Raw genomic sequence first — 23,602 nt, 5'->3', positions numbered from 1 at the left:
GGTATGTCGGATGCTGAGGGCATGGGTGACTCGCAGCTCTCCTATGCCTCCGGCGTCTCGGCCGTGCCCCTGCTGGGCGAGACGATCGGGGAGAACCTGGAACGTACGGTGGCCACGTACGGTGACCGTGAAGCGCTGGTCGAGGTGGCCACCGGCCGGCGCTGGACGTACGCGGAGTTCGACGCCGCGGTCAACGAGGTGGCGCTGGGCCTGCTGGCCAGGGACATCGCCAAGGGAGACCGGGTGGGCATCTGGGCGCCCAACTGCGCCGAATGGGTGCTCACGCAGTACGCCACCGCGAAGATCGGCGCGATCCTGGTCAATGTCAATCCGGCCTACCGCGGCCACGAGCTGGACTATGTCGTCCGCCAGTCCGGGATGCGGCTGCTGATCAGCGCCGTCTCCCACCGCACCAGCGACTACAGCGCCATGATCGCCGAGATCGGGTTCAAGGACGTCGTCTTCATCGGCGAGCCCGGCTGGGACGAGCTGGTGGCGAGCGGGCGCCAGGGTGACCCCGCCGCGCTGCGCGAACGGGCGGCGACGCTGGCCTTCGACGATCCGATCAACATCCAGTACACCTCCGGCACCACCGGCTTCCCCAAGGGCGCGACCCTGTCGCACCACAACATCCTCAACAACGGCTACTTCGTCGGCGAGGGCGTGGGCTACACCGAGGCCGACCGGGTCTGCCTGGCGGTGCCGCTCTATCACTGCTTCGGCATGGTGATGGGCAACCTGGGGGCGACCTCGCACGGCGCGTGCGTCGTCCTTCCGGCGCCGGGGTTCGACCCCGAGGCCACGCTGCGGGCCGTCCAGGCGGAGCGGTGCACCTCCCTGTACGGCGTGCCCACCATGTTCATCGCCGAGTTGGACCACCCGGACTTCGCCACGTTCGACCTGTCCAGCCTGCGTACCGGGATCATGGCCGGGTCACCCTGCCCGGTCGAGGTGATGAAGCGGGTCGTCGGTGAGATGCACATGAGCGAGGTGGCGATCTGCTACGGCATGACCGAGACCTCCCCGGTGTCCACGATGACCCGCCGCGACGACGGCCTGGAGCGCCGTACCGAGACCGTCGGCCGGGTCATGCCGCACATCGAGGTGAAGCTGGTCGCCCCCGAGACCGGCCTGCCGGTACGCCGTGGCGAGCCGGGCGAGCTGTGCACCCGCGGCTACTCGGTGATGCTCGGCTACTGGGACGAGCCGGACAAGACCGCCGAGGCCATCGACGCGGCCCGCTGGATGCACACCGGCGACCTGGCCACGATGGACGACGAGGGGTACGTCAACATCGTCGGCCGGATCAAGGACATGGTCATCCGTGGTGGCGAGAACATCTACCCGCGCGAGATCGAGGAGTTTCTCTACACCCATTCCGACATCGCCGACGTGCAGGTCATCGGTGTCCCCGACGCCAAGTACGGTGAGGAGCTGATGGCCTGGATCGTGATGCGTCCCGGCGCCACGCCGCTGACCGCCGAGGTGGTCAGGGGGTTCTGCGCCGGGCGGCTGGCCCACTACAAGATCCCCCGTTACGTGCACGTGGTGGACGGCTTCCCGATGACCGTCACCGGCAAGATCCGCAAGGTGGAGATGCGCGAGAAGGCCGTCGACCTCCTCGGCCTGCACGACGCGGCCGACATCACCAACGCCTGAGACACCGGACCAACGCCTGGGACACCGGCGCGTCGGAGCCGGACGGTGAAGCCCTTGAGGGCTCACCGTCCGGCGTCGGTCCCGGCGTTGGACCTGATCTCGGTCTCGGCCCTGGTCCCGGTCTCGGTCTGGGGCCGGGGCCGCTCCCGGGCCTGCCCGTCGGCCTCGGCGGGCAGGCGGGTGCGGCCCTCCCGGCCCTGTCCCGCGATGGGGGACCCGTCGAGAGCGCCGGACGTGTTCGCTTTGATGGCCACACTGACCAGGGCCAGGAGGGCGGCGAGATCCACGGAGTCCTCGATGCGGATGACCACCCATCCCGGCTCCACGTCGGTGCCCAGATGAACGGTCCTGGCCAGCGTGTTGCTCAGCCGTTCGATCACCGGCGGGGTGAGGTGCAGGTAAGCGGTGCCGTGGCCGTTGAATCGCACGACCTTGTGGCCTTCGGCGGTGAACGTGATGCCGCCCTCGTGCTGGGTGGAGGAGAGCGCCGGCCAGGAACGTAGCGAATTGATCGCTTGGACCGCGTACGGGTGTGCCGGCCCCCGCACGGCGGGTGCACGCCGCGTCACATAGTCCATGCTGGTCGTCAAGGAGCCTGTTGCGCTACCTGCCGTTTCCCAACCGTTATCCGGCCGTCTATGGAACGGTCCGGGCGTATGCTGCGATTCAAGTCGAATGCGTGCGCCGGGACGGCGTGGACGAGGCGCTCAAGCCGTCGCCGCGAGCCGTCCGGTGATCGACCCGCCTACTGGCGCGGGTGCATGCTGTTCGCGGTGGCCGGAGGGCCGGTGATCGCGGCGAGTCGTAGCTTGGACTCGTCGGGGCTGTCGGGCGCGGCGGTCATGATCACGATCTTGAGCTCGGAGCCACCGTCGGCCAGCACATCGCAGTCCACCGTGACCGGGCCCACCGAAGGGTGCTGGATCGTCTTCCTGTCCTCGCGGTGAGTGGCCACCGTACCGGTCGCCCACAGCTCGGCGAACCGCCGGTTGCCCGCGTTCAGCTCGCGGATCAGCTCCGCCAGGCCCCTGTCGTGCGGGAAGCGGCCGGTGGCGCGGCGCAGGTCGGACACGACGGCGGCGTCGGTGGCGTCGCTGTCCCGCTCGATCACGGGCCAGAGCGAGAGGCGAGCGGCACCCGCGCCGACCGGGAACCGCTCACGGGCGAAGTTACGCAGCCGCGGCGGCGCCGCGGAGGGATCGCCCAGCAGCGCGGCCCAGCCGCGGTTCCACCAGATCAGCTGCCAGTCGGCCGCGAACACGGCGACCGCGACATCCCCGAGCCGGGTGAGCACCCGCTGAACGCCGGGCGGGACATGGCCCGGAATCGCGTCGTCGGCCGGCGGGACGAGGTGGGCCAGCCGGTACAGGTGATCCCGCTCGGCGGTGGACAGTTGCAGGGCGCGGGCCAGGGACGCCACCACCTGCTCCGAGGGCGTCGTGGCCCGCCCCTGCTCCAGGCGTACGACGTAGTCGACCGACACGCCGGCGAGCTCGGCGAGCTCCTCGCGGCGCAGCCCGGCCGCCCGGCGGGCCCCGCTCACCGGCAGCGCCGCGGCCGACGGGGGCAGCCGATTCCGCCACGTTCGGATCATCGCGCCCAGCCCGGCCCCTGGTGTCGTGGTCATGATGTCCATTTTCCGGCATCGGTGGTGGTATTGCCGCTCCCAGCGCCGAGGCACCCCTGGACGAGCGCCACGGGACGGCCGCGGTCGTCGTAGGTAATGGTGAACGGCGTGCCGGTCACCGCTCGCCGGCCCTGTCGGTCCGGCCGAATTCGATGAGTCTGCGCAGATCCCTGCGGAACGACGAGTCGTCGAGAGCGGGATGTCCCGTCCTCTTGTCGGCCATGATCTGCTGGGCGTGATCGAAGCAGAATGCGAACCCCCGAATGATCGTGTACGCCTCGCCGGCCTGCTTCTGGCCCAGGCAGATATAGCAGTAGAGGGTCATATTGAGACGGTAGCCAATGGCCCCTTCCGAAGGAATGGCCGCCGCCCGTGGCCTGTCCAGCCAAGAATGAGGGGCCGATACGAGCGATGCCTGGTTCATCGAGGAGTATGAAAAGGACGGCGACCTGATCGGTGTGACCTTCGTGCGGGGGCCGTCCCCTGAGAGGCGTTGCGCCGGGTCGGCGGCGGAGCCCGTCGACTGGTCAGCCCGGGAGTTCCCAGCGTTCGCCCGTCGGCAGGTCCAGCACCCGCAGGTCCGGTCCCGCGAGTGCCACGGCGTCCGAGGCGGTGCCGGAGGTGCGGAACAGGCGGGACAGCGGGTCGTGCCCGTGGGCGTCGTGGACCGGGATCAGGACGCCGGCGCCGAGAGCGGACGAGCCGGCGACGGCCTCGCCCGGCCCCATCACCAGGCGGGGGCCGAACAGCGGGCGCAGCCCGTTCACGGGCAGCAGGGCCAGGTCCACGTGCGGGTGCTCGGACCGGTACCGCTCCAGCGGCGCGACCTCGCCCATCTCCCCGCCGAAGAAGACCCGGCCGCCCGCCGCCGTGAAGACGTAGGCGTTGTTGGGCCACACCAGGGTCCGCCCGGACGGAACGACCCGCATCGACAGGCCGGGTGCTATGTCGCGGGTCTGTCCCCACGTCAGGCGTTCCGCCCGATGGAATCCCAGGGCGCGGGCCCGGCGGGCCATGCCTCGGGTGGGCACGTACAGCGGGGTGAGGTCCTTGGCCGGCAGGTGGCGCAGCGCGCGCAGGTCCCAATGGTTGGTGGCCAGGTTGGTGACGACGATGGCGCTGAGCGGAGGAAGATCCGGAACCCGCAGGCCCAGCGGCTCTCCTCGGCGCAGCCACCACCGCTCGGTGAACCAGGGGTCGGTGAGGACGGCGTGGCCGCCCAATTCCAGCAGGACGCAGGAGTTGACCACGCGCGTGACCGCGATGATTGGCTTGATCATGCCGCCACGGTGCCGGTTAATGTACGCATGAAGTCAAGCGAGGAACTCGCCATCGGCGAATTGGCCGAGCGGTTCGGCCTGGCGGCGCACGTGTTGCGCCATTGGGAAAGCATGGGTCTGCTGGAACCGGCGCGGCGTACGGGCGGCCGGCGCGCATATGGGCGGGCCGATCTCGAACGGGTGGCGCTGATTCTGATGGGCAAAGAGGCCGGTTTCACGTTGCGGGAGTTACGCGTGCTGCTGTCGGGCGCCAATCCGATGGAGCACCGGGATCTGCTGCGCCACCACGTACAGGAGTTGGAACGGCGTATTTCCCGGGCCCGGGCGGCCAGGGATCTGATCGAGCACGCGCTCGCCTGCCCGTACAGCTTCGCCGAGTGCGAGCACGCCAGAGAGCAGATCGCCGCTCGCATTCCCACGGCGTGAGGAGGCCCGTCACCAGCGGATGCGTGGTGACGGGCCTCGTCGGTGGTCAGGCGTGCTCGGGCGCCGGGGGGAGCAGGGCGGCGGCGGCCAGGACCAGGGGGTCCAGGCGGTCGTCGGCGGCGGCCGCGTCGGCGAGCAGCCTGGCCCGCATCCGGGGGTCCCAGAAGGAGCGGATGTGGGCGGCGATCTGCTCGGCGGCCCAGGCCGGGTCGCGGCGGTGGAACTGCACGGCGATCTCGTTGGACATGCGGATGTGCGGGGGCGTCTGCGTCGTGGTCACGTGATCACTTCGCCAAGGCCGGGGTCGGGTGCTTCAGTGACACCTGGACGGCGGTCACCTTGTACTCGGGGCAGTTGGTCGCCCAGTCGGAGTTCTCCGTGGTCACGACGTTCGCGCCGGTCACCGGGTGGTGGAAGGTCGTGTAGACCACCCCGACCGGCATCCGCTCGGCGATCTTGACCCGGAGGGTGGTCTCGCCGACCCGGCTGGCCAGCGCCACGGTGTCCCCGTCGCGGATGCCGCGTACCTCGGCGTCGTGCGGGTGCATCTCCAGCAGGTCCTCCGGATGCCAGGCGGTGTTCCCGGTACGCCGGGTCTGGGCGCCCACGTTGTACTGCGACAGGATGCGCCCGGTCGTCAGGATCAGCGGGAACTTGCGGGTGCTGCGTTCCTGGGTCGGGACGTAGTCGGTCATCACGAACCGGCCCCGGCCGCGGACGAACCCGTCGATGTGCATGATCGGGGTGCCCTCGGGTGCCGCGTCGTTGCACGGCCACTGGACGCTGCCGACCTGGTCGAGCTTGTCGAACGACACCCCCGCGAAGGTAGGCGTGGTCAGCGCGATCTCGTCCATGATCTGGGCGGAGTCGTCGTACTTCATCGGATAGCCCATCGCCTGCGCGATCTCGCAGACGATCTCCCACTCGTGCTTGCCGGTCCGCGGCGCCATCACCGGGCGGACCCGGTTGATCCGGCGCTCGGCGTTGGTGAACGTGCCGTTCTTCTCCAGGAACGAGGTGCCCGGCAGGAAGACGTGCGCGTACTTCGAGGTCTCGTTGAGGAACAGGTCCTGCACCACCACCAGGTCCATCGCCGACAGGGCGGCGGTGACGTGCCGGGTGTTCGGGTCGGACTGGACGATGTCCTCACCCTGTACGAACAGGCCCATGAACGTGCCGTCGATCGCGGCGTCGAACATGTTGGGGATGCGCAGGCCCGGCTCGGGGTCCAGCACCCGGCCCCACAGCGTCTCGAAGGTGCCGCGCACCACGTCGTCGGCGATGTGCCGGTAGCCGGGCAGCTCGTGCGGGAAGGAGCCCATGTCGCAGGAGCCCTGCACGTTGTTCTGTCCGCGCAGCGGGTTCACCCCGACGCCCTCGCGGCCGATGTTGCCGGTGGCCATGGCCAGGTTGGCCATGCCCATCACCATGGTGGAGCCCTGGCTGTGCTCGGTGACGCCGAGGCCGTACATGATGGTGGCGTTGGGCGCGCTCGCGTACAGGCGGGTGGCGGCGCGCACGTCGGCCGCGGGGATGCCGGTGATCGGCTCGACGGCCTCGGGGCTGTGCTCGTGGGCGGAGATGAACCGCTCCCACTCGGCGAAGTCCTCGCAGCGCTCCTCGACGAACTCCCGGTCCACCAGGCCCTCGGTCACGACCACGTGGCACATGGCGTTGATCAGCGCCACGTTGGCGCCGGGCCGCACCGGCAGGTGGTGCTCGGCCTGGACGTGCGGGGAGCGTACCAGGTCGATCCGGCGCGGGTCGGCGACGATGAGCTTGGCGCCCTGGCGCAGCCGGCGCTTGATGCGCGAGCCGAAGACCGGGTGGGCGTCGGTCGGGTTCGCCCCGATGATCAGGATGACGTCGGCCTTGTCCACGGACTTGAAGTCCTGGGTGCCGGCCGACGTGCCGTACGTCTGCTTCAGGCCGTAGCCGGTCGGCGAGTGGCAGACGCGGGCGCAGGTGTCGACGTTGTTGTTGCCGAAGGCGGCGCGCACCATCTTCTGGACGACGTAGACCTCCTCGTTGGTGCACCGGGAGGAGCTGATGCCGCCGATGGCGCCGGCGCCGTACCTGGACTGGATCTCCAGCATTCGGCTGCCGACGTAGCCGATCGCCTCCTCCCACGCCACCTCGCGCCAGGGGTCGGTGATCCGCTCGCGCAGCATCGGCTTGAGCTGCCGGTCCGGGTGCGAGGCGTAGCCGAAGGCGAAGCGGCCCTTGACGCAGGAGTGCCCCTCGTTGGCCTTGCCGTCCTTGTACGGCACCATGCGGACGACCTCGTCGCCCCGCAGCTCGGCCTTGAACGAGCAGCCCACGCCGCAGTAGGCGCAGGTGGTGATGACGCTGCGGGTCGGCATGCCGAGCTCGACCACGGACCGCTCCTGCAGCGTGGACGTCGGGCAGGCCTGTACGCAGGCGCCGCAGGAGACGCACTCGGAGTCCATGAACGTGCCACCGGCGCCGGCCGCGATCTTCGAGTCGAACCCGCGGCCCTCGATCGTCAGGGCGAAGGTGCCCTGCACCTCACCACAGGCGCGCACGCAGCGCGAGCAGGCGATGCACTTGCTCGCGTCGAAGTCGAAGTAGGGGTTGGTGCTGTCGGTCGGCAGGTCGAGGTGGTTCTCGCCGTCGAAGCCGTAGCGGACCTCGCGCAGGCCGACCACGCCCGCCATGTCCTGCAGCTCACAGTCGCCGTTGGCGGGACAGGTCAGGCAGTCCAGCGGGTGGTCGGAGATGTAGAGCTCCATGACGCCGCGGCGCAGCTCCGCGAGCTCGGGCGTCTGGGTGCGTACCTTCATCCCCTCGGCCACCGGGGTGGTGCACGACGCCGGGGAGCCCTTGCGGCCGTCGATGTCGACCAGGCAGAGGCGGCACGAGCCGAAGGGCTCCAGGTTGTCGGTGGCGCACAGCTTCGGGATGTCGATGCCGCACTCGGCCGCGGCGCGCATCACCGAGGTCCCCTCCGGGACCAGCACCTGCTTGCCGTCGATCTCCACGGACACGGTCGCCTCGCCCGAGCGCGCCGGAGTGCCGTAGTCCTGCTCCTTGATCAGGCTCATCGCCGTTCGTCCTCCGTCGTGGTGCCGAAATCTCCGGGGAAGTGGGTGAGCGCGCTCTGCACCGGCATCGGTGTCAGGCCGCCCATCGCGCAGAGGGACCCCTCGGTCATCAGGTGGCACAGGTCGTTGAGGAGCTTCAGGTTGGCGCTCCTGTTCTCACCCGCGACGATGCGGTCGATGACCTCGACCCCGCGCACCGCGCCGACCCGGCACGGGGTGCACTTGCCGCACGATTCGGCGGCGCAGAACTCCATGGCGAACCTGGCCTGCCCCGCCATGTCCACGGTGTCGTCGAACACCACCACGCCACCATGACCCACCATCGCGCCGGCCGCGGCGAACGCCTCGTAGTCCATGGGCAGGTCGAACCGGGACGTCGGCAGGTAGGCGCCGAGCGGCCCGCCGACCTGTACGGCCCGGACCGGCCGGCCCGAGCGGGTGCCGCCGCCGTACCCCTCGACCAGCTCGCCGAGGGTGATGCCGAAGGCGGTCTCCACGATGCCGCCGCGGGCGATGTTGCCGCCGAGCTGGAAGACCTGGGTGCCGCGCGAGCGGCCCACCCCGAGGTCGGCAAAGGCCTGCGCGCCGTCGGCCAGGATCATCGGCACCGAGCCGAGGGTCAGCACGTTGTTCACCACGGTGGGCTTGCCGAACAGGCCCTCCAGGGCGGGGATCGGCGGTTTGGCGCGTACCATGCCGCGCTTGCCCTCCAGGCTCTCCAGCATGGAGGTCTCCTCGCCGCAGATGTACGCTCCGCCGCCGACCCGGACGAACAGGTCGAAGCTGAAGTCGTGGTCGAGGACCCGCTTGCCGAGCCAGCCCTGCGCATAGGCGGCGTCTATCGCCGCGCGCATCGTGGCGACGGCGTCGGGATACTCGGAGCGGATGTAGATGTAGCCCTCGCTCGCGCCGACCGCCCAGGCGGCGATCGCCATGCCCTCGATGAGGGCGAACGGGTCGCCCTCCATCAGCATCCGGTCGGCGAAGGTGCCGCTGTCGCCCTCGTCGGCGTTGCAGCAGACGAACTTCAGGTCAGACTCGGCGCCGAGCACGGTCTTCCACTTGATGCCCGCGGGGAAGCCCGCGCCGCCGCGGCCCCGCAGCCCGGAGTCGGTGACCTCGGCCACCACCTGCTCGGGGGCGAGGGACAGCGCGCGCCGCAGCCCGGCGAGCCCGCCGTGGGCGGCGTAGTCGTCGGGGGAGACCGGGTCGATCACGCCGACCCGGGCGAAGGTCACCCGCGTCTGGTCGCGCAGCCAGGCGATCTCCTCGGTCGGGCCGAGGCACAGCCGGTGCCCGGCACCGTCCAGCAGGCCCGCCGCCAGCAGGTCCGCCACGTCGTCCGGGGCCACCGGGCCGTAGGCCACCCGGCCGGTCGGCGTCGCCACCTCGACCAGGGGTTCCAGCCACAGCAGGCCGCGGGAGCCGTTGCGTACGACGCGGGCCCCGGGGCCGGCCGCCGCGGCGATCCGCTCGGCGACCTGGTCGGCTCCGACGGAACGGGCGGCGGAGTCGCGGGGGACGTAAACGGTCACCTGAGTCATGCGGTGACCTCCAGGAGGCGGTCGAGCTCCCGCGGCCCCACCCTGCCGTACAGCCGGTCGTCCACCTGGACGGAGGGGCCGATCGCGCAGTTGCCGAGGCAGAAGACCTGTTCCAGGGTGACCGCCCCGTCCGGCGTGGTCTCCCCGAGGCCGACACCGAGCCGGCTCCGCGCCCGCTCGACCAGCCCGGCCGCCCCAACCGCCTGGCATGCCTCCGCCCGGCAGATCCGGACCGTCGTACGGCCCGGCGCGCTCTGGCGGAAGTCGTGATAAAAGGTGACGACGCCGTGCACGTCGGCTCTCGACAAGTTCAGCTCGTCCGCCAGGATGGGGATCGCCGCGGGATCGATATGGCCCAGATCCTCCATGAGACTGTGCAGGATCGGGAGCAGGGCACCCCGGTCGTCGCGGTGCCGCGCGACGGCGGAGCGTACTCGATCTTCAAGAGACGGTGCTGGCGACGTCATGACCAGCCTTTCGATTGGGGGCTCGCTCTTGCACGATCACTGATCGTGTGCGCGCGCGTCCAATCGTTCTCTTCGATCGGCTGAGAGGCTGTGACTATCAGCGCAGGTCAAAAGGGATGACGGGCTACGGTATACACCATACTGTTGCGCTGCCGTCGTAACGAGGCCCGGCTGCGCGGCCGCCGCGGCCGCCCCGGCCGCGCAGCCGGCGCCCCGGTGTCAGGGCATGGTGAGCATGGTCTTGATCGACTCGCGGGCGGCCATCGCGGTGTAGCCGCGGTCGACCTCCTCCAGCGGGAGGACGTTGTCGAAGACCGGGCCGGGGTCGAGGGTTCCGGCCGTGATCCGCGACAGCAGGTCGGGGAGGTAGCGGCGGACGGGGGCGATCCCCAGGCTCAGGCTGAGGTTGTGCACGAGCGGCTGGAACAGCGGCAGCGTGGGCGCGGTGTGCGGCACGCCGACGGCGCCGATCGAGCCGCCGTCGCGGGCCATGCCGACCGCCATGGACCACGACTCGGGGGTGCCGACCGCCTCCACCACGTGCCGTACGCCGAGGCCGCCGGTGAGCTCGCGTACCGCCGCGATGCCCTCCTCGCCCCGCTCGGCGATGACGTCCGTCGCCCCGAACCGCCGGCCGACCGCGGCGCGATCCTGGTGCCGGCTCATCAGGATGACGCGCTCGGCTCCGAGCACGGCCCCGGCGCCCAGCACCGCGCACAGCCCGACGGCCCCGTCGCCGATGACGGCCACCGTCGAGCCCGCGGTGACGCCGGCCAGCACCGCCCCGTGCAGGCCGGTGCCCATCACGTCGGTGGCCGCGAGGAGGGCCGGGTAGAGCGACTCGCCGGCGTCGCCGGGCACGGTCACCAGGGTCCCGTCCGCCCACGGCACCCGCACCGCCTCGCCCTGGCCGCCGTCGGTGCCCGCCGCGCCGAAGGTGCCGCCCCGCTCGCACGACGTCTGGACGCCGTCGAGGCAGGCCGGGCAGGTGTTGTCCGACCACTTGAAGGGCACGACGACCAGATCGCCCGGCCGTACGGTGCGGACCTCGGCACCCACCTCCTCCACGACACCGATGAACTCGTGGCCCTGCCGGGCCCCCTCGGCACGGTTGATGATCCCGCGGTAGGACCACAGGTCAGAGCCGCAGACGGCGGCGCGCACGACGCGTACCACGGCGTCGGTCGGCTCCGACAATGAGGCATCGGGCACGTCGTCGACGATCACTTTGCCGACGGACTGGAAAAGGGCGGCGCGCATGGGGAATTGCCTTTGTTCGTGGCGGGATGGTTGGGTCCGGTCAGTGGAGGGCGGGAGGGCGGGGCTCGACGGCCAGCGCCGACTCCACATATCCGGCCAGGGCCAGCAACCGCATGTCGGTGCCCCGCGCGGAGGAGAGCTGGAGCCCGATGGGCAGGCCGTCGGCGCTCCAGCCGCAGGGCAGCACCAGCGCCGGGGCGCCGGTGAGATTGTGGACCGCGGTGAACAGGCCCTCGGCGGCGCCCTCGGGAGTGTCGACCGGCGGTGTCGTGACCGGCGCGACGAAGGGCGCCGCCGGGGTCAGCAGCACGTCGATGTCGGCGTAGACCTCGGTGACGGCGGGCAGCAGCCGCTCCCGTTCCGCCATGGCCGCGCGGTAGTCGTCCTCGCTCACCTCGGCGCCCGCGCGCAGCAGCCGCAGCGTCTCGGGGCCGTAGTGGCCGGGATCGGCGCTCGCCCGCGCGCCGTGCGCCCGCCAGGCCTCGAACAGCAGGATGCCGGAGAAGGTCTTGTCGAGCGCGGCGAAGGGCGAGCCGTCCACCTCGGTGATCGAGCAGCCGGCGGCCGCGAGCGCGTCGATCGACGCGCGGAGCGCGGCGGCCACGTCCGGCTCCATCTCGGGTCGGTCGAGCTGGCCGGGCACCACCCCGACGCGGAGCGCGGCGGTGCCCGGCGCCGGGGCCGGGGCGGGCTCGCCGCCGGTCAGCGTCGAGAAGACCGTGGTCGTGGTCGCGACGTCACGCGCGAGCAGCCCGACGTGGTCGAGGGTGGGCGCGAGCGGCTCCACGCCGTCCAGCGGCAGCGCGCCGTGGCTCGGCTTGAACCCGACGGTCGCGCAGTAGTGGGCCGGGATGCGGATCGAGCCGCCGGTGTCGGTGCCCAGCGCCACCGCGCAGGCGCCGACCCCGACGAGCGCGGCCGAGCCGCCGCTGGAGCCGCCGGCGGTCCGGGCGGGGTTGAAGGGGTTCATCGCCTCGGGCACGTCGGGGTGGTTCGCGCCCGCCGCGTACTCCAGGAGCGAGGTGGCCGCGAAGACGTCGGCGCCGGCCGCGCGCAGCGCCTCGACGACCGGGGCGTCGGCCGTGGCCGGCTCGGCGCGCATGGCGTGCGGGTTGCCGTTGCCACGCGGGTGCCCGGCGATGTCGATGAGGTCCTTGACCGCGACCTGCACGCCGTGCAGCGGGCCGCCCGGCTTCCTGAGCGGCGCGTGGAACAACTCGACGACGGCGTTCAGCGGGCGGCCGAGCCGCTCGGCCCGCTCGTACGCGGCCAGCAGTTCGAGGTTGGCCACCTCGCAGGTGCGCTCCCCCCGCTCGATCGCCTTGATGATCTCGCCGACGTAGGTCGTCAGCGGGCCCGCCAGGTCGTGCAGCAGGTCGTCGACCTCGGTCTTGCGCCTGCGGACCATCAGGTCGCGGTAGATGCCGCTGTGCGACTTGGCGCTCGCGCGGTTGAAGGCGACCAGCCGGGTCAGGGAGCCCTCCAGGTCGTCCGGCTCGAAACCGTCGAACCCCTCGGGCCGGACCGGCGCCTGCGCGAGCACCTCCCGCGCGATGGCGAGCATGAGGGGCCGCCACTCGGGCGCTTCGAGGGAGTCGGCGATGGACAGGTCGGAGACCGCGCCGGCGTACAGCATCGCGCCGTAGGCCTCCTTGCCCCACAGGAAGCCCATGATGTTGCCGGTGGCCTCGGCGTACGGGAGGGCCTCGACGAGCTCGCGCACCCGGGGCGTGATCTCCCCGCCGGTCGGCTCGCCGACCCGGAACGTGCCGATGTTGCCCTGCATGATCCGGCCGGGGGAGAGCACGTCGGCGCCGAAGTTCACGAAGCTCACCAGCAGCCGGTCCGGGCCGACCACGGCCGAGAGCGCGTCGGCGGTCAGGCCGTTCTGGAAGCTGACCAGGTAGCCGTCTGGGTCGAGGCGGCCGCGTACGAGCTCGGCGGCCGCGGCGGTGTGGTGGCTCTTGACGGCGATCGCGACGTGCCGCAGGCGGTCGGGCAGGTCGTCGGGCGTGACGGCGCGCGCCGCCACGGTGAAGTTGTCGACCGGTCCCTCGATGGACAGCCCATCCCGGTTGATCGTCTCGACGTGTGCCGGGTCGGCGTCGCAGAGCAGCACGTCGTGGCCGGCGCGGATCATGTGGGCGCCGATCGTCCCGCCGATCGCGCCGGCTCCGATGATGGTCAGTTGCATCAGAGGGCCGCCTGATTTGGTAGTTCTTGGGTCCTTTGCCGTCGGACACTACCTGAATGGATATGAATGCTCTAGTCTGCATTTGCTGATGAGTTCGGGACGGCGACCTTACGTATGACAGCTGCTTCCTGCGTAACCTTTGCGAAACACAGTTTCGCTAGATGCCTCGCGGCCCGACCGGTCAGCGCCTTCTATCGGATCCCGCCCCGGGTCTCTCCGGGGCCGCTCTGCCATACAGCGACCGCTGCAGCCGCCGCGAAACCCATGAAGGATAGCCATGTCTGACCTGAACCCCTCAGCCTCAGAAGTACCGGCCGGCCTGCGGGTCCCCGCGATCAGCCGGCGCCGCATGCTGCAGTTGAGCGCACTCGGCGTCGGAGCCTTCTCCGCCGCGCCGCTGCTGGCCGCCTGCGGCTCGACCACGCCGCAGGGCTCGGCGGGTGGCACCAAGAAGGGAGGCGACCTGGTCATCGTCCGCGCGAACGACGCGGTGGGCATGGACAAGACGACGGTGTTCAGCAACGCCTCGATCTGGGTCCACCAGCAGATGTTCGAGTGCCTGGTGGCGATGACCGACGACGGCCAGGGCGTCAAGCCGTGGCTGGCCGAGAGCTACGAGATGTCCGACGACAACCTCTCGTGCACCTTCAAGCTCAGGTCCGGCGTGAAGTTCCACAACGGACAGCCGATGACCTCGGCCGACGTCAAGTTCTCGATCGACGAGTCGAGCAAGACCAAGGGCGGCTGGGAGTTCATCAACTCGGCGATCAAGGAGGTCACGACCCCCGACGACCTCACCGTCGTGGTGACCACCAAGTATCCGTGGGCGCCGCTGCTGGCCGACCTGAGCTGCCCGAACAACGGCGTCATCCCCAAGGACTACGCCGGGAAGTCGTCGCAGGAGTTCTACGCCGCCCCGATCGGCACCGGCGCCTTCATGTGGGACACCTGGAAGAAGGGCGACTCCCTCCGGCTGAAGAAGAACCCGTCGTACTGGCAGCAGGGCAAGCCCGCGCTCGACTCGGTCACCTGGAAGGTCGTCCCCGACGACAACGCCCGCGCGATCCAGCTGCAGGGCGGCCAGGCGCACATCAACGAGGCCCCGCCGTTCTCCAGCCTCGCGCAGCTCAAGAACACGCCCAACGTCAAGGTCGATCTCTTCCCGTCCACCAGGACCGACTACATCCTGATGAACCAGAAGAAGACGCCGTACGCGGACGTGCACGTGCGCCGGGCCATCTCCCTCGCGATCGACCGCGCGGCGCTGGTCAAGAACATCCTGTTCGGCAACGGCACCGTGGCGAACTCGTTCATGATGCCCTCGGCCCCCTACTACGACAAGAACACCCCGGGCCTGCAGTACGACATGGACAAGGCCCGCGCCGAGATGAAGCTGTCGAGCGTCCCCGACGGGTTCAAGACCACCTTCCTCGCGATGTCCGGCGACGCGGTCGACTCGGCCATCGCCCAGGTGCTCCAGGCGTCGCTGAAGGAGCTCGGCATCACCATGACCATCCAGAACGTCGACGCGAGCGCGCAGCACGACCTGACCACCAAGCTGCAGTACGAGATCGCCCACTCCTACTGGACGATGGACCTCGCCGACCCCGACGAACTGGTGCAGTACGCCCTCGACCCGACCTCCGGCGGCCACTCCTTCAACACCGGCTACGACAACAAGGACCTGATCAAGCTGGTTCACGACGCCCAGAAGGAGTTCGACAAGACCAAGCGGCAGGAGCTCTACACCGAGATCCAGAAGCAGGCGGCCGACTCGGCCTTCCTCGCCTTCCTCTTCTACACGCCGTTCCCCTACTCCCAGAGCTCCAAGGTGCAGGGCTTCAAGGTCCTGCCCACCGGCTCCTACCACATGGAAGACGTCTCGCTCTGACCCCGGACAGGCCGACCGCACACACGGAGCAACGGAGCGATGAAGTACCTGGTCTACATACTCAAACGGCTGGTGGCCCTGATCCCGGTGCTGCTCGGGATCTCGTTCATCGTGTTCTTCCTGGTCCGCCTGATACCGGGCGATCCGGCGGCCACGCTGCTCGGCGCGCACGCCACCCCGGACGCGGTCCGGGAACTCCGCACCCAGATGGGCCTGAACCTGCCGTTGTGGAGCCAGTACCTGACCTTTCTCGGCCACCTGCTGACGGGTGACCTCGGCTTCTCCTACGTCTACGACAGCCCGGTCAGCGGCCTGATCGGCACCAGCCTGCCGGTGACGATCTGGCTGCTGGTCTCGGGGACCGTCTTCACGTTGCTGATCGCCGTGCCGCTGGCCGTCGTGGCCGCGTCCCGGCGCAACGGGATCCTCGACAACATCATCAGGGCCGTGCCGATCGCCGGGCTCGGTCTGCCGGCGTTCTGGCTCGGCATCATGCTGATCCTGATCTTCGGGTTGAAGCTGGGGTTGTTCCCGGTGGCCGGGTTCGGTGACACGCTGGGCGCGCACATCCACGGCATCATCCTGCCGGGCATCACGATCGCGCTGACGCTCGCGCCGATCCTGATCCGCAGCCTGCGCGCCAGCATGATCGACGTGCTGAGCAGCGACTACATCGTGACGGCGCACGCCAAGGGCATCAGCACGTCACGGGTGGTGCTCGGGCACGCCCTGCGCAACGCGGCGGTGTCGTCGGTGACGGTCCTGGGCGTGAACATCGCCTACCTCACCGGGTCGACGCTCGTGGTCGAACGCGTCTTCTCGCTGCCCGGCATCGGGCAGCAGATGATCAATTCCATCCTCGGAAGGGACTTCCCCACCGTGCAGGGAATCACCCTGGTATTCGCGATCATGGTCGTGGTCGTGAACCTGCTGACCGACGTGACGCACGCCGCCCTCGACCCGCGGGTCAAGCTCTCATGAGCGCGGCGACCAGCGTCGGTCCCGTCGTCCCGGCCGTTTCGGGCGTGCGCCGCCGCGGCCGCGGGCGGTGGAACGCGCCTCTCGTGGCCGGGCTGATCCTGTTCGGCCTCATCGTCCTGTGCGCGCTCTGCGCGCCCCTGCTGACCAGCTACGACCCGATCAAGCAGGACCTCACGAACGCGTTCCTCGAACCGGGTTCGAAGGGGCACCTGCTCGGCACCGACTCGCTGGGCCGCGACGTGCTCTCCAGGCTGCTCTACGGCGCGCGGGTGGACCTCCAGGTCGGCGTGTTCGCGGTCGTCTCGCCGTTCGTGATCGGCAGCCTGATCGGGCTGGTCGCCGGCTGGTTCGGCGGCTGGCTCGACGCGGTCGTCGGGCGCGTCGTCGACATGGTGATCGCCTTCCCGTTCCTGGTGCTGGTCATCGCCCTGGTGTTCGCGATGGGCCCGGGCACCACCAGCATCTACACGGCGATCACGCTCGTCGGCTGGGTGGCGTACTGCCGCATCGTGCGCGGGCAGGTGCTGGTCGCCAAGGAGCAGGAGTACGCCATGGCGGCCCGGGCCAGCGGCCTGCCGACCTGGCGCATCCTGATCCGGCACCTGCTGCCCAACGTCCTGCTCCAGGCGATCGTGTTCTCGATGAGCGACATCGTGCTCACCCTGCTCGCGATCGTCACCTTGGGCTTCCTCGGCCTCGGGGTGCCGCCGCCCACTCCCGACTGGGGGACGATGATCCAGGAGGGCCAGCAGTTCATCCTGGACAAGTGGTACATGTCCACGATCCCGGGCCTGGCGGTGGTCCTCACCGGCCTGGCCCTGGCGCTGATCGCGGACGGCATCGTGGAGAAGGCGAACCGATGACACCGACCGAACCGTTGCTGGAGGTCCGCGACCTGCACGTGGACATCCCCTTGTCGCACGGCCGGCTGCACGCGGTCCGCGGGGTGTCGCTGTCGGTCGGTGTCGCCGAGTCGGTCGGGCTCGTCGGCGAGTCCGGCTCGGGCAAGAGCCTGACCCTGCGCGCGCTGCTCGGTCTGCTGCCCCGCCCGGCCCGTATCGTGTCCGGCACCGTCCTCATCGACGGCGAGGACGTCACCGGCCTGCCCGCCAAGCGGCTGCACCGCCGGCTGACCGACACGATGAGCATGATCTTCCAGGACTCCCTGACGGCGCTGAACCCCGTCATGCGCGTGGGCGACCAGATCGCCGAGACCCCGCTGCGCAAGCTGGGCAAGTCGCGCGGCGAGGCCAAAGCCATCGCGATCGACCTCATGAACAAGGTGGGCATCGCCGACCCGGAGCGGCGCTACGAGCTCTACCCGCACCAGCTCTCGGGCGGGATGCGGCAGCGCATCTGCATCGCGATCGCGCTGTCCACCAAGCCGCGGCTGATCCTCGCCGACGAGCCGACCACCGCGCTCGACGTGACGATCCAGGCCCAGGTGCTGCGCGTGCTGCGCCGGCTCAAGCAGGAGGAGCACGTCAGTCTGCTGCTGGTCAGCCACGACCTCGCGGTGGTCAGCCAGACCTGCTCGCGGCTCTACGTGATGTACGCCGGCAAGGTCGTCGAGTCGGGCGCGCTGCCCGACCTGATCGCCGAGCCCCGGCATCCCTACACGTTCTCGCTGCTGCGCTCGGTGCCGGACCCCGACCACCGCGTCACCCGGCTGCTGACCATCCCCGGCCAGCCGCCCGACCTCAGCGAGGTGATCTCCGGGTGCTCGTTCGCGGCCCGGTGTCCGTTCGCCGTGGACGCCTGCCACCACGAGGAGCCGGAGCCGGCACCGGCCGGTCCGGGACTGGTTGAACGCAGGAGCGCCTGTCTGCGGGTGGACACCGCGGAGCGGTGGAACGAGATGGTCGCGGAGGAAGCGGTGAGCAAGCAGTGACTGCGGGAAGCGAGATCCTCTCGGTCGAGGGCCTGGCCCGGCACTTCACGGCGCCCCTGGCGGTCACCGACCGCATCTTCGGCAAGAAGCCGACCGTGAACCACGCCGTGGACGGCGTGGACCTGGTGCTGCGCAAGGGCGAGACGCTGGGCCTGGTGGGCGAGTCGGGCTGCGGCAAATCGACGCTCGCGCGCACCATCGTGGGCCTCTACCGCCCCACCGCCGGCACGATCCGCTACGACGGCGAGGCCGTGCCCGCCAAGCGGCCGCGGGCGCAGCAGCGTGCCATCCAGATGGTGTTCCAGGACCCCTACAGCTCGCTCAACCCCCGGATGACGGTTGAGCAGACGCTGTCCGAGCTGCTGAAATACCACAAGATCGTGCCGGGCAACAAGGTCGACGAGCGCAACCGGGAGCTGATGCACCTGGTCGGGCTGCCCGAGCGGGCGCTGAAGCAGCGGCCGCGCCAGTTCTCCGGCGGCCAGCGGCAGCGCGTGGGGATCGCCCGCGCGCTCGCGCTGGAGCCCACCGTGCTGATCGCGGACGAGCCGGTGTCCGCCCTCGACGTCTCGGTGCAGGCCAACATCATCAACCTGCTCACCGACCTGAAGGAGACGCTGCACCTCTCGGTGATCTTCGTCTCGCACAACATGGCGGTCGTCCGGCAGGTGAGCGACCGGATCGCGGTGATGTACCGCGGGCGCATCGTCGAGACCGGCGACACCGACACCGTCTTCGACGACCCGGTCCACCCCTACACCAAGCTGCTCATCGGCTCGGTGCCGCGGCTGGCGGAGACCGACGGCGAGCAGGCCGAGCCCGCCGAGGTGGACGGGCTGCCGGTGGCCGACCCGGCCGTCGTCGAGGAGGTCACGCGCTCGGCGGCCCGTAACGGCACCACCCCGTGCCGTTACGTCGGAAGCTGCCCGGCCGTCGTCGCCGCCTGCGCCGCCGAGCCGACCCTGATCGTCGATCCACGGGACAGCCGCCGGGCGGCGGCCTGCGTCCACGTACCAGAACGCGCGGAAAGAGTGAGCGAGTGAGCGGCCCCATCGTCATCGGCAGTGAACGAAGCGAGGCGGGCCTGCCCGCGGCCATGGAGATCCTGGCCCGCGGCGGCTCCGCGCTGGACGCCGTGGAGGCCGGGCTGCGCCGCTGCGAGGACAACCTGGACGACCACTACGTGGGCACCGGCGGGCTGCCGAACGCCCAGGGCGTGGTGGAGCTGGACGCGTCGCTGATGGTCGGCTCGACCAGGGCCTTCGGCGCGGTCGGCGCGGTCAGGGGATTCCCCAACCCCATCTCGATCGCCCGGGCCGTGCTGGAGCGGCTGCCGCAGCACAGCCTGCTGGTCGGCGCCGGCGCCGAGCTGTTCGCGGAGGAGAACGGCTTCACCCGGGCGGAGCTGCTGACGGAGGAGTCGAAGAAGCTCTTCGTGTCCGCCCTGCGGCCCTCTGACGAGTCGGTCGAAGGCGAGCAGACCGAGGCCCAGGCCGGTGACGAGCTCTACCGGCGGACCGCGATGGAGCTGGTCAACCGCTTCGCCCCGCACGACGGGCCGTGGGGGACCATCAACATCCTCGCGCTCGACTCCTCGGGCGAGCTGGTCGTGGGCGTGTCCACCAGCGGCTACCCCTGGAAGTATCCGGGGCGGGTCGGCGACTCGGCCCTGCCCGGCGCCGGCAACTACGCCGACGTGCGCCACGGCGGCGCCGCCTGCACCGGCCGGGGCGAGCTGAGCATGCGCGCGCTCGGCGCACGCGGCATCGTCGCCGACCTCGCGCGCGGGCTCGACCCGTCGGCCGCGTGCCTGGCGATGCTGGCCGACGCGGCGACGCTGCCCGACGACTACCGCGCCGAGCTGCGCTGCCTGGCGCTCACCCCGGACGGGCGGCACGGCGCGGCGGCCGGCCAGCGCGGCTCCGTCTACGCGGTGATGACCGAGACCTCGACCGAACCCGAGCTGCACCCCAGGAGCGTGCTGTGAAGATCTTCATCTCGTCCGACATGGAAGGCACCGCCGGCGTCGTCGACTGGGACCAGTGCGTCATCGGAGGATCGCAGTATCCCTACTACACCGAGCTGCTGACCGGCGAGGTCAACGCCGCCATCGAGGGCGCGGCGCAGGCCGGCGCCACCGAGTTCCTGGTCAACGACTCGCACTCGAAGATGGCCAACCTGAAGCCGGACGCGCTCGCCGGGCGGGCCGGCTACCTGTCGGGCCGCTACAAGCCGATGTACATGATGCAGGGGCTCGACGAGAGCTTCGACGCGATCTTCATGGTGTCCTACCACGGCTCGATGGGCAGCCGGGGCTCGGTCCTGTCGCACACCTACTTCCCGATGGCCTTCGCCGAGGTCACCGTCAACGGCGTGGTCGCGGGCGAGGCGGGCATCAACGCGCTGGTGGCCGCCGCGTACCGGGTGCCGATCGTGCTGGTCACCGGTGACGTGACGACCGCGGAGGAGACCCTGCGGTTCTGCCCGAAGATCGAGACGGCGGTGGTGAAGAAGTCGGTCTCCCGGTTCGCCGCCGAGTCGCTGCACCCCGCGGCGGCCAGAGACCTGATCCGGGAGCGGGCCAGGGCGGCGGTGGAAGGGCTGAAGGACGCCGGGCCACCGGACATCTCCGTGCCGGTCACCCTCGGCATCTCCTTCCGCAGCAGCGACTACTGCGAGCTCGCGGCCAGGATCGCCGGTGTCGAGCGTACGGGCGACCTGTCGGCGACCATCACCGGCGACGACCCGCTGCGGATCTACCAGACCTTCATCACCGTCGTGCTGCTGTGCCGGGGTCTCGTCGAGTGAGGATCGCCGACGTCATCACCCAGCCGGTCCGCGCCGGGTTCTTCGCCGACGACCAGGCCGCCATCAGGGCGGGCGCCGGTCACGACGGCTTCGCCTACCAGGGTGACCCGCTCACGCCGGGCTTCACGGCGATCAGGCAGGCCGGGGAGGCGCTGTCGGTGCTGTTGCTGCTGGAGGACGGCTCGGTCGCGCACGGCGACTGCGCCGCCGTGCAGTACAGCGGCGCCGGGGGCCGTGACCCGGTCTTCAGCGCGGCGGCGGCCCGCCGTGATGTCGAGGAGCACCTCACGCCGTTACTGCGGGGCGCGGAGCTCGGCTCGTTCCGCGAGCTGGCCGGGCGGGTGGAGGACTGCCGCACCGCCTCGGGGCCGCCGCACACGGCCGTCCGGTACGGCGTCTCCCAGGCTCTCCTCGACGCCGTGGCGCGCAGCAGGCGGCTCACCATGGCCGAGGTCGTACGCGACGAGTACGCGACCGGCGTCGACCTGGCCCCCGTGCCGATGTTCGCCCAGACCGGCGACGACCGCTATGACAACGCGGACAAGATGATCCTCAAGCGGGTCGACGTCCTGCCGCACGGCCTGATCAACAACGTCGAGACCAAGCTGGGCCGCCGGGGCGAGCTGCTGGCGGAGTACGTCGGCTGGCTGGTCGGGCGGATCGCCCGGCTCCGCCCCGACGCCGCGTACGCGCCCAGGCTGCACTTCGACACCTACGGCACCGTGGGCCTGGCCTTCGGCGGTGACGTCGAGGCGGTGGCCGACTATCTGGCCCGGCTCGGCGACCTCGCCGCGCCGTACGAGCTGGTCGTCGAGCACCCGATCGACGCCGGCGGCCGCGAGCCGCAGATCGAGACGTACGTGCGCCTGCGGGCGGCCCTGCGCCGCCGCGGCTCGCCGGTGAAGATCGTCGTGGACGAGTGGTGCAACACGCTGGCGGACATCGAGCTGTTCGTCGAGGCCGGCGCGGCCGACGTCATCCACGTCAAGACGCCCGACCTCGGCGGCATCGGCAACACCATCGAGGCGCTGCTGCTGGTGCGCGACCGGGGACTGGTCGCGTACTGCGGCGGCACCTGCAACGAGACGGACCGCTCGGCGCAGGTCAGCGCCCACGTCGCGATGGCCTGCGGCGCCGGGCAGGTGCTGGCCAAGCCGGGTATGGGAGTGGACGAGGGGTTGATGATCGTGGGCAACGAGATGGCCCGGGTGGCGGCGGTCGCCGCGGCCCGACGGTCGGGCGGCGCGGAGCCGGCGGGCGCCGGACGGGCGGTGGCGTCATGACGGCGATGAAGCAGCCGCTGTCGGACGTCAGGGTGATCGCGATCGAGCAGTACGGCGCGGGCCCCTTCGGCAGCGTCCACCTGGCCGATCTCGGCGCGGAGGTGATCAAGATCGAGGATCCGTCGTCCGGCGGCGACGTCGGGCGTTACGTGGTCCCCGAGCAGCACGGCGAGGACAGCCTGTTCTTCGAGACCTTCAACCGCAACAAGCGCAGCCTGGGCCTGGACATCTCCACCCCGGAGGGCCGGGCCGTGTTCGAGGACCTGGTCAGGGTCAGCGACGTGGTGCACTCTAACCTGCGCGGCGACGTGCCGGCCAAGCTGCGCATCCGCTACGACGACCTCAAACACCTCAACCCGGCGATCGTGTGCAGCTCGCTCAGCGGTTTCGGCATGACCGGCCCGCGCAGCAAGGAGCCCGGCTACGACTACGTCCTGCAGGGCATCGCCGGCTGGATGGACCTCACCGGCGAGCCCGGCGGGCCGCCGACGAAGTCCGGGCTCTCGCTGGTCGACTACGCGGGCGGCCTGGTCGCGGTCGGCTCGATCCTGGCCGCGCTGCACGCCGCCCGGCGTGACGGGGTGGGCGCCGACTGCGACCTCAGCCTGTTCGACACCGCCGTCTCGATGCTGACCTATCCGGCAGCCTGGCAGCTCAACAGCGACTTCGTGCCCAGGCGTACCCACCACTCCGCCCATCCGTCGCTCGTCCCGTTCCAGGCGTTCCCCTCGGCCGACGGCTGGCTCGTGGTGGCCTGTCCGAAGGAGAAGTTCTTCCGCAGGCTGGCGGAGGTCGTCGGGCATCCGGAGTGGCCGGACGAACCCCGCTACGCGAACTTCGCGGCCCGCCGGGAGCACGCCGAGACCCTGCTGGCCGAGCTGGAGCAGGTGTTCGCGACCGAGACCAGCGACCACTGGCTGGGTCTGCTCAGGGCGGCGGGCGTGCCGTGCGGCCCGGTGAACTCCGTGGCGCAGGCGCTGGCGGATCCGCACACGCTCGCCCGCGGCATGGTGCTGGAGACCGAGCACCCCTACTTCGGCACGATCCGGCAGGTCGGCAGCCCGATGCGGGTGTGGCAGGGCGGCCTGGGGGAGCCGGGGGAGCACCCGCACCGGCGGGCCCCGCGCCGCGACGAGGACGCCGACTACGTCTACACCGAACTGCTCAAGTACGACGCCGAGCGGGTCGAGCGGCTGCGCGCGACCCGGCCGGGAGGGGAGTCATGA

At 70.6% G+C, this 23,602-nt stretch carries 21 protein-coding genes; 11 read left to right on the top strand and 10 right to left on the bottom strand.

The features are described from left to right. Window positions 1-21 precede the first annotated feature (21 nt). The gene (locus ABGB18_RS11715) at window positions 22-1,659 is read left to right on the top strand and encodes an AMP-binding protein (protein ID WP_347695468.1); all 1,638 of its coding nucleotides are present in this window, start codon (window positions 22-24) and stop codon (window positions 1,657-1,659) included. A 62-nt stretch (window positions 1,660-1,721) separates the two neighbouring features. Here ABGB18_RS11715 and ABGB18_RS11710 read toward each other — a convergent pair whose 3' ends face one another. From ABGB18_RS11710 to ABGB18_RS11695, 4 genes are all read right to left on the bottom strand, one after another. Beyond that, a complete protein-coding gene (locus ABGB18_RS11710; RefSeq protein WP_347695467.1) occupies window positions 1,722-2,228 on the bottom strand; it encodes a luciferase family protein in 507 nt (168 codons plus the stop codon). A gap of 176 nt (window positions 2,229-2,404) precedes the next feature. Continuing rightward, window positions 2,405-3,286 carry a helix-turn-helix transcriptional regulator gene (locus ABGB18_RS11705; RefSeq protein WP_347695466.1) on the bottom strand — a complete coding sequence of 294 codons (882 nt, stop codon included), beginning with the start codon at window positions 3,284-3,286 and terminating at the stop codon, window positions 2,405-2,407. Between the two features lie 115 nt (window positions 3,287-3,401). Next, complete coding sequence (locus tag ABGB18_RS11700; RefSeq protein ID WP_347695465.1) at window positions 3,402-3,611, bottom strand: hypothetical protein; 210 nt, start codon at window positions 3,609-3,611, stop codon at window positions 3,402-3,404. A 202-nt stretch (window positions 3,612-3,813) separates the two neighbouring features. Beyond that, complete coding sequence (locus ABGB18_RS11695) at window positions 3,814-4,566, bottom strand: MBL fold metallo-hydrolase (RefSeq protein ID WP_347695464.1); 753 nt, start codon at window positions 4,564-4,566, stop codon at window positions 3,814-3,816. Window positions 4,567-4,593: 27 nt separating this feature from the next. Between ABGB18_RS11695 and ABGB18_RS11690 the strand changes: the two genes are divergently transcribed. Continuing rightward, window positions 4,594-4,992 (top strand): MerR family transcriptional regulator, encoded by a 399-nt coding sequence (locus ABGB18_RS11690; RefSeq protein WP_347695463.1) that lies wholly within the window; start codon window positions 4,594-4,596, stop codon window positions 4,990-4,992. 46 nt (window positions 4,993-5,038) lie between these two features. On the opposite strand, the gene ABGB18_RS11685 is transcribed toward ABGB18_RS11690, so the two are convergent. From ABGB18_RS11685 to ABGB18_RS11660, 6 genes are all read right to left on the bottom strand, one after another. Next, window positions 5,039-5,272, bottom strand: a complete 234-nt coding sequence (locus tag ABGB18_RS11685; protein WP_347695462.1) for a formate dehydrogenase subunit delta — start codon at window positions 5,270-5,272, stop codon at window positions 5,039-5,041. Between the two features lie 4 nt (window positions 5,273-5,276). Next, window positions 5,277-8,057 (bottom strand): formate dehydrogenase subunit alpha, encoded by a 2,781-nt coding sequence (gene fdhF, locus ABGB18_RS11680; protein WP_347695461.1) that lies wholly within the window; start codon window positions 8,055-8,057, stop codon window positions 5,277-5,279. Beyond that, window positions 8,054-9,601, bottom strand: coding sequence for an NADH-quinone oxidoreductase subunit NuoF (locus ABGB18_RS11675; RefSeq protein WP_347695460.1), 1,548 nt, complete (start codon window positions 9,599-9,601; stop codon window positions 8,054-8,056). The genes fdhF and ABGB18_RS11675 overlap by 4 nt, the downstream gene beginning before the upstream one ends. Further along, window positions 9,598-10,068: a formate dehydrogenase subunit gamma gene (locus tag ABGB18_RS11670; RefSeq protein WP_347695459.1), complete on the bottom strand. Its 471-nt coding sequence runs from the start codon at window positions 10,066-10,068 to the stop codon at window positions 9,598-9,600. Before ABGB18_RS11670 ends, ABGB18_RS11675 begins: the two co-directional genes overlap by 4 nt. A 219-nt stretch (window positions 10,069-10,287) precedes the next feature. Continuing rightward, window positions 10,288-11,328, bottom strand: a complete 1,041-nt coding sequence (locus ABGB18_RS11665) for an alcohol dehydrogenase catalytic domain-containing protein (protein ID WP_347695458.1) — start codon at window positions 11,326-11,328, stop codon at window positions 10,288-10,290. 40 nt (window positions 11,329-11,368) lie between these two features. Further along, a complete protein-coding gene (locus tag ABGB18_RS11660) occupies window positions 11,369-13,522 on the bottom strand; it encodes an amidase family protein (RefSeq protein ID WP_347695457.1) in 2,154 nt (717 codons plus the stop codon). 277 nt (window positions 13,523-13,799) lie between these two features. On the opposite strand from ABGB18_RS11660, the gene ABGB18_RS11655 reads away from it, so the two are divergent. Genes ABGB18_RS11655 through ABGB18_RS11615 form a run of 9 tightly spaced genes read left to right on the top strand, consistent with a single transcriptional unit; the run spans window position 13,800 to window position 23,602 of the window. Beyond that, on the top strand, window positions 13,800-15,413 hold the full coding sequence (locus ABGB18_RS11655) for an ABC transporter substrate-binding protein (protein WP_347695456.1): 1,614 nt from the start codon (window positions 13,800-13,802) through the stop codon (window positions 15,411-15,413). A 39-nt stretch (window positions 15,414-15,452) separates the two neighbouring features. Then, window positions 15,453-16,394: an ABC transporter permease gene (locus ABGB18_RS11650; RefSeq protein WP_347695455.1), complete on the top strand. Its 942-nt coding sequence runs from the start codon at window positions 15,453-15,455 to the stop codon at window positions 16,392-16,394. Continuing rightward, window positions 16,391-17,257 carry an ABC transporter permease gene (locus ABGB18_RS11645; RefSeq protein ID WP_347695454.1) on the top strand — a complete coding sequence of 289 codons (867 nt, stop codon included), beginning with the start codon at window positions 16,391-16,393 and terminating at the stop codon, window positions 17,255-17,257. Before ABGB18_RS11650 ends, ABGB18_RS11645 begins: the two co-directional genes overlap by 4 nt. After that, window positions 17,254-18,285, top strand: a complete 1,032-nt coding sequence (locus tag ABGB18_RS11640) for an ABC transporter ATP-binding protein (RefSeq protein WP_347695453.1) — start codon at window positions 17,254-17,256, stop codon at window positions 18,283-18,285. The genes ABGB18_RS11645 and ABGB18_RS11640 overlap by 4 nt, the downstream gene beginning before the upstream one ends. Next, window positions 18,282-19,328: an ATP-binding cassette domain-containing protein gene (locus tag ABGB18_RS11635; protein WP_347695452.1), complete on the top strand. Its 1,047-nt coding sequence runs from the start codon at window positions 18,282-18,284 to the stop codon at window positions 19,326-19,328. Before ABGB18_RS11640 ends, ABGB18_RS11635 begins: the two co-directional genes overlap by 4 nt. Beyond that, complete coding sequence (locus tag ABGB18_RS11630) at window positions 19,325-20,272, top strand: N(4)-(beta-N-acetylglucosaminyl)-L-asparaginase (RefSeq protein WP_347695451.1); 948 nt, start codon at window positions 19,325-19,327, stop codon at window positions 20,270-20,272. Before ABGB18_RS11635 ends, ABGB18_RS11630 begins: the two co-directional genes overlap by 4 nt. Further along, entirely contained in the window at window positions 20,269-21,093 is an 825-nt protein-coding gene (locus tag ABGB18_RS11625; protein WP_347695450.1) for a M55 family metallopeptidase, read from the top strand. The genes ABGB18_RS11630 and ABGB18_RS11625 overlap by 4 nt, the downstream gene beginning before the upstream one ends. Next, window positions 21,090-22,376: a methylaspartate ammonia-lyase gene (locus ABGB18_RS11620; RefSeq protein ID WP_347695449.1), complete on the top strand. Its 1,287-nt coding sequence runs from the start codon at window positions 21,090-21,092 to the stop codon at window positions 22,374-22,376. Before ABGB18_RS11625 ends, ABGB18_RS11620 begins: the two co-directional genes overlap by 4 nt. Further along, a complete protein-coding gene (locus ABGB18_RS11615) occupies window positions 22,373-23,602 on the top strand; it encodes a CoA transferase (protein ID WP_347695448.1) in 1,230 nt (409 codons plus the stop codon). The genes ABGB18_RS11620 and ABGB18_RS11615 overlap by 4 nt, the downstream gene beginning before the upstream one ends.

It is taken from the genome of Nonomuraea sp. B12E4, assembly GCF_039871825.1.
In the GTDB taxonomy this organism is placed as follows: domain Bacteria; phylum Actinomycetota; class Actinomycetes; order Streptosporangiales; family Streptosporangiaceae; genus Nonomuraea.
This window is presented reverse-complemented; position numbering and strand designations above follow the sequence as displayed.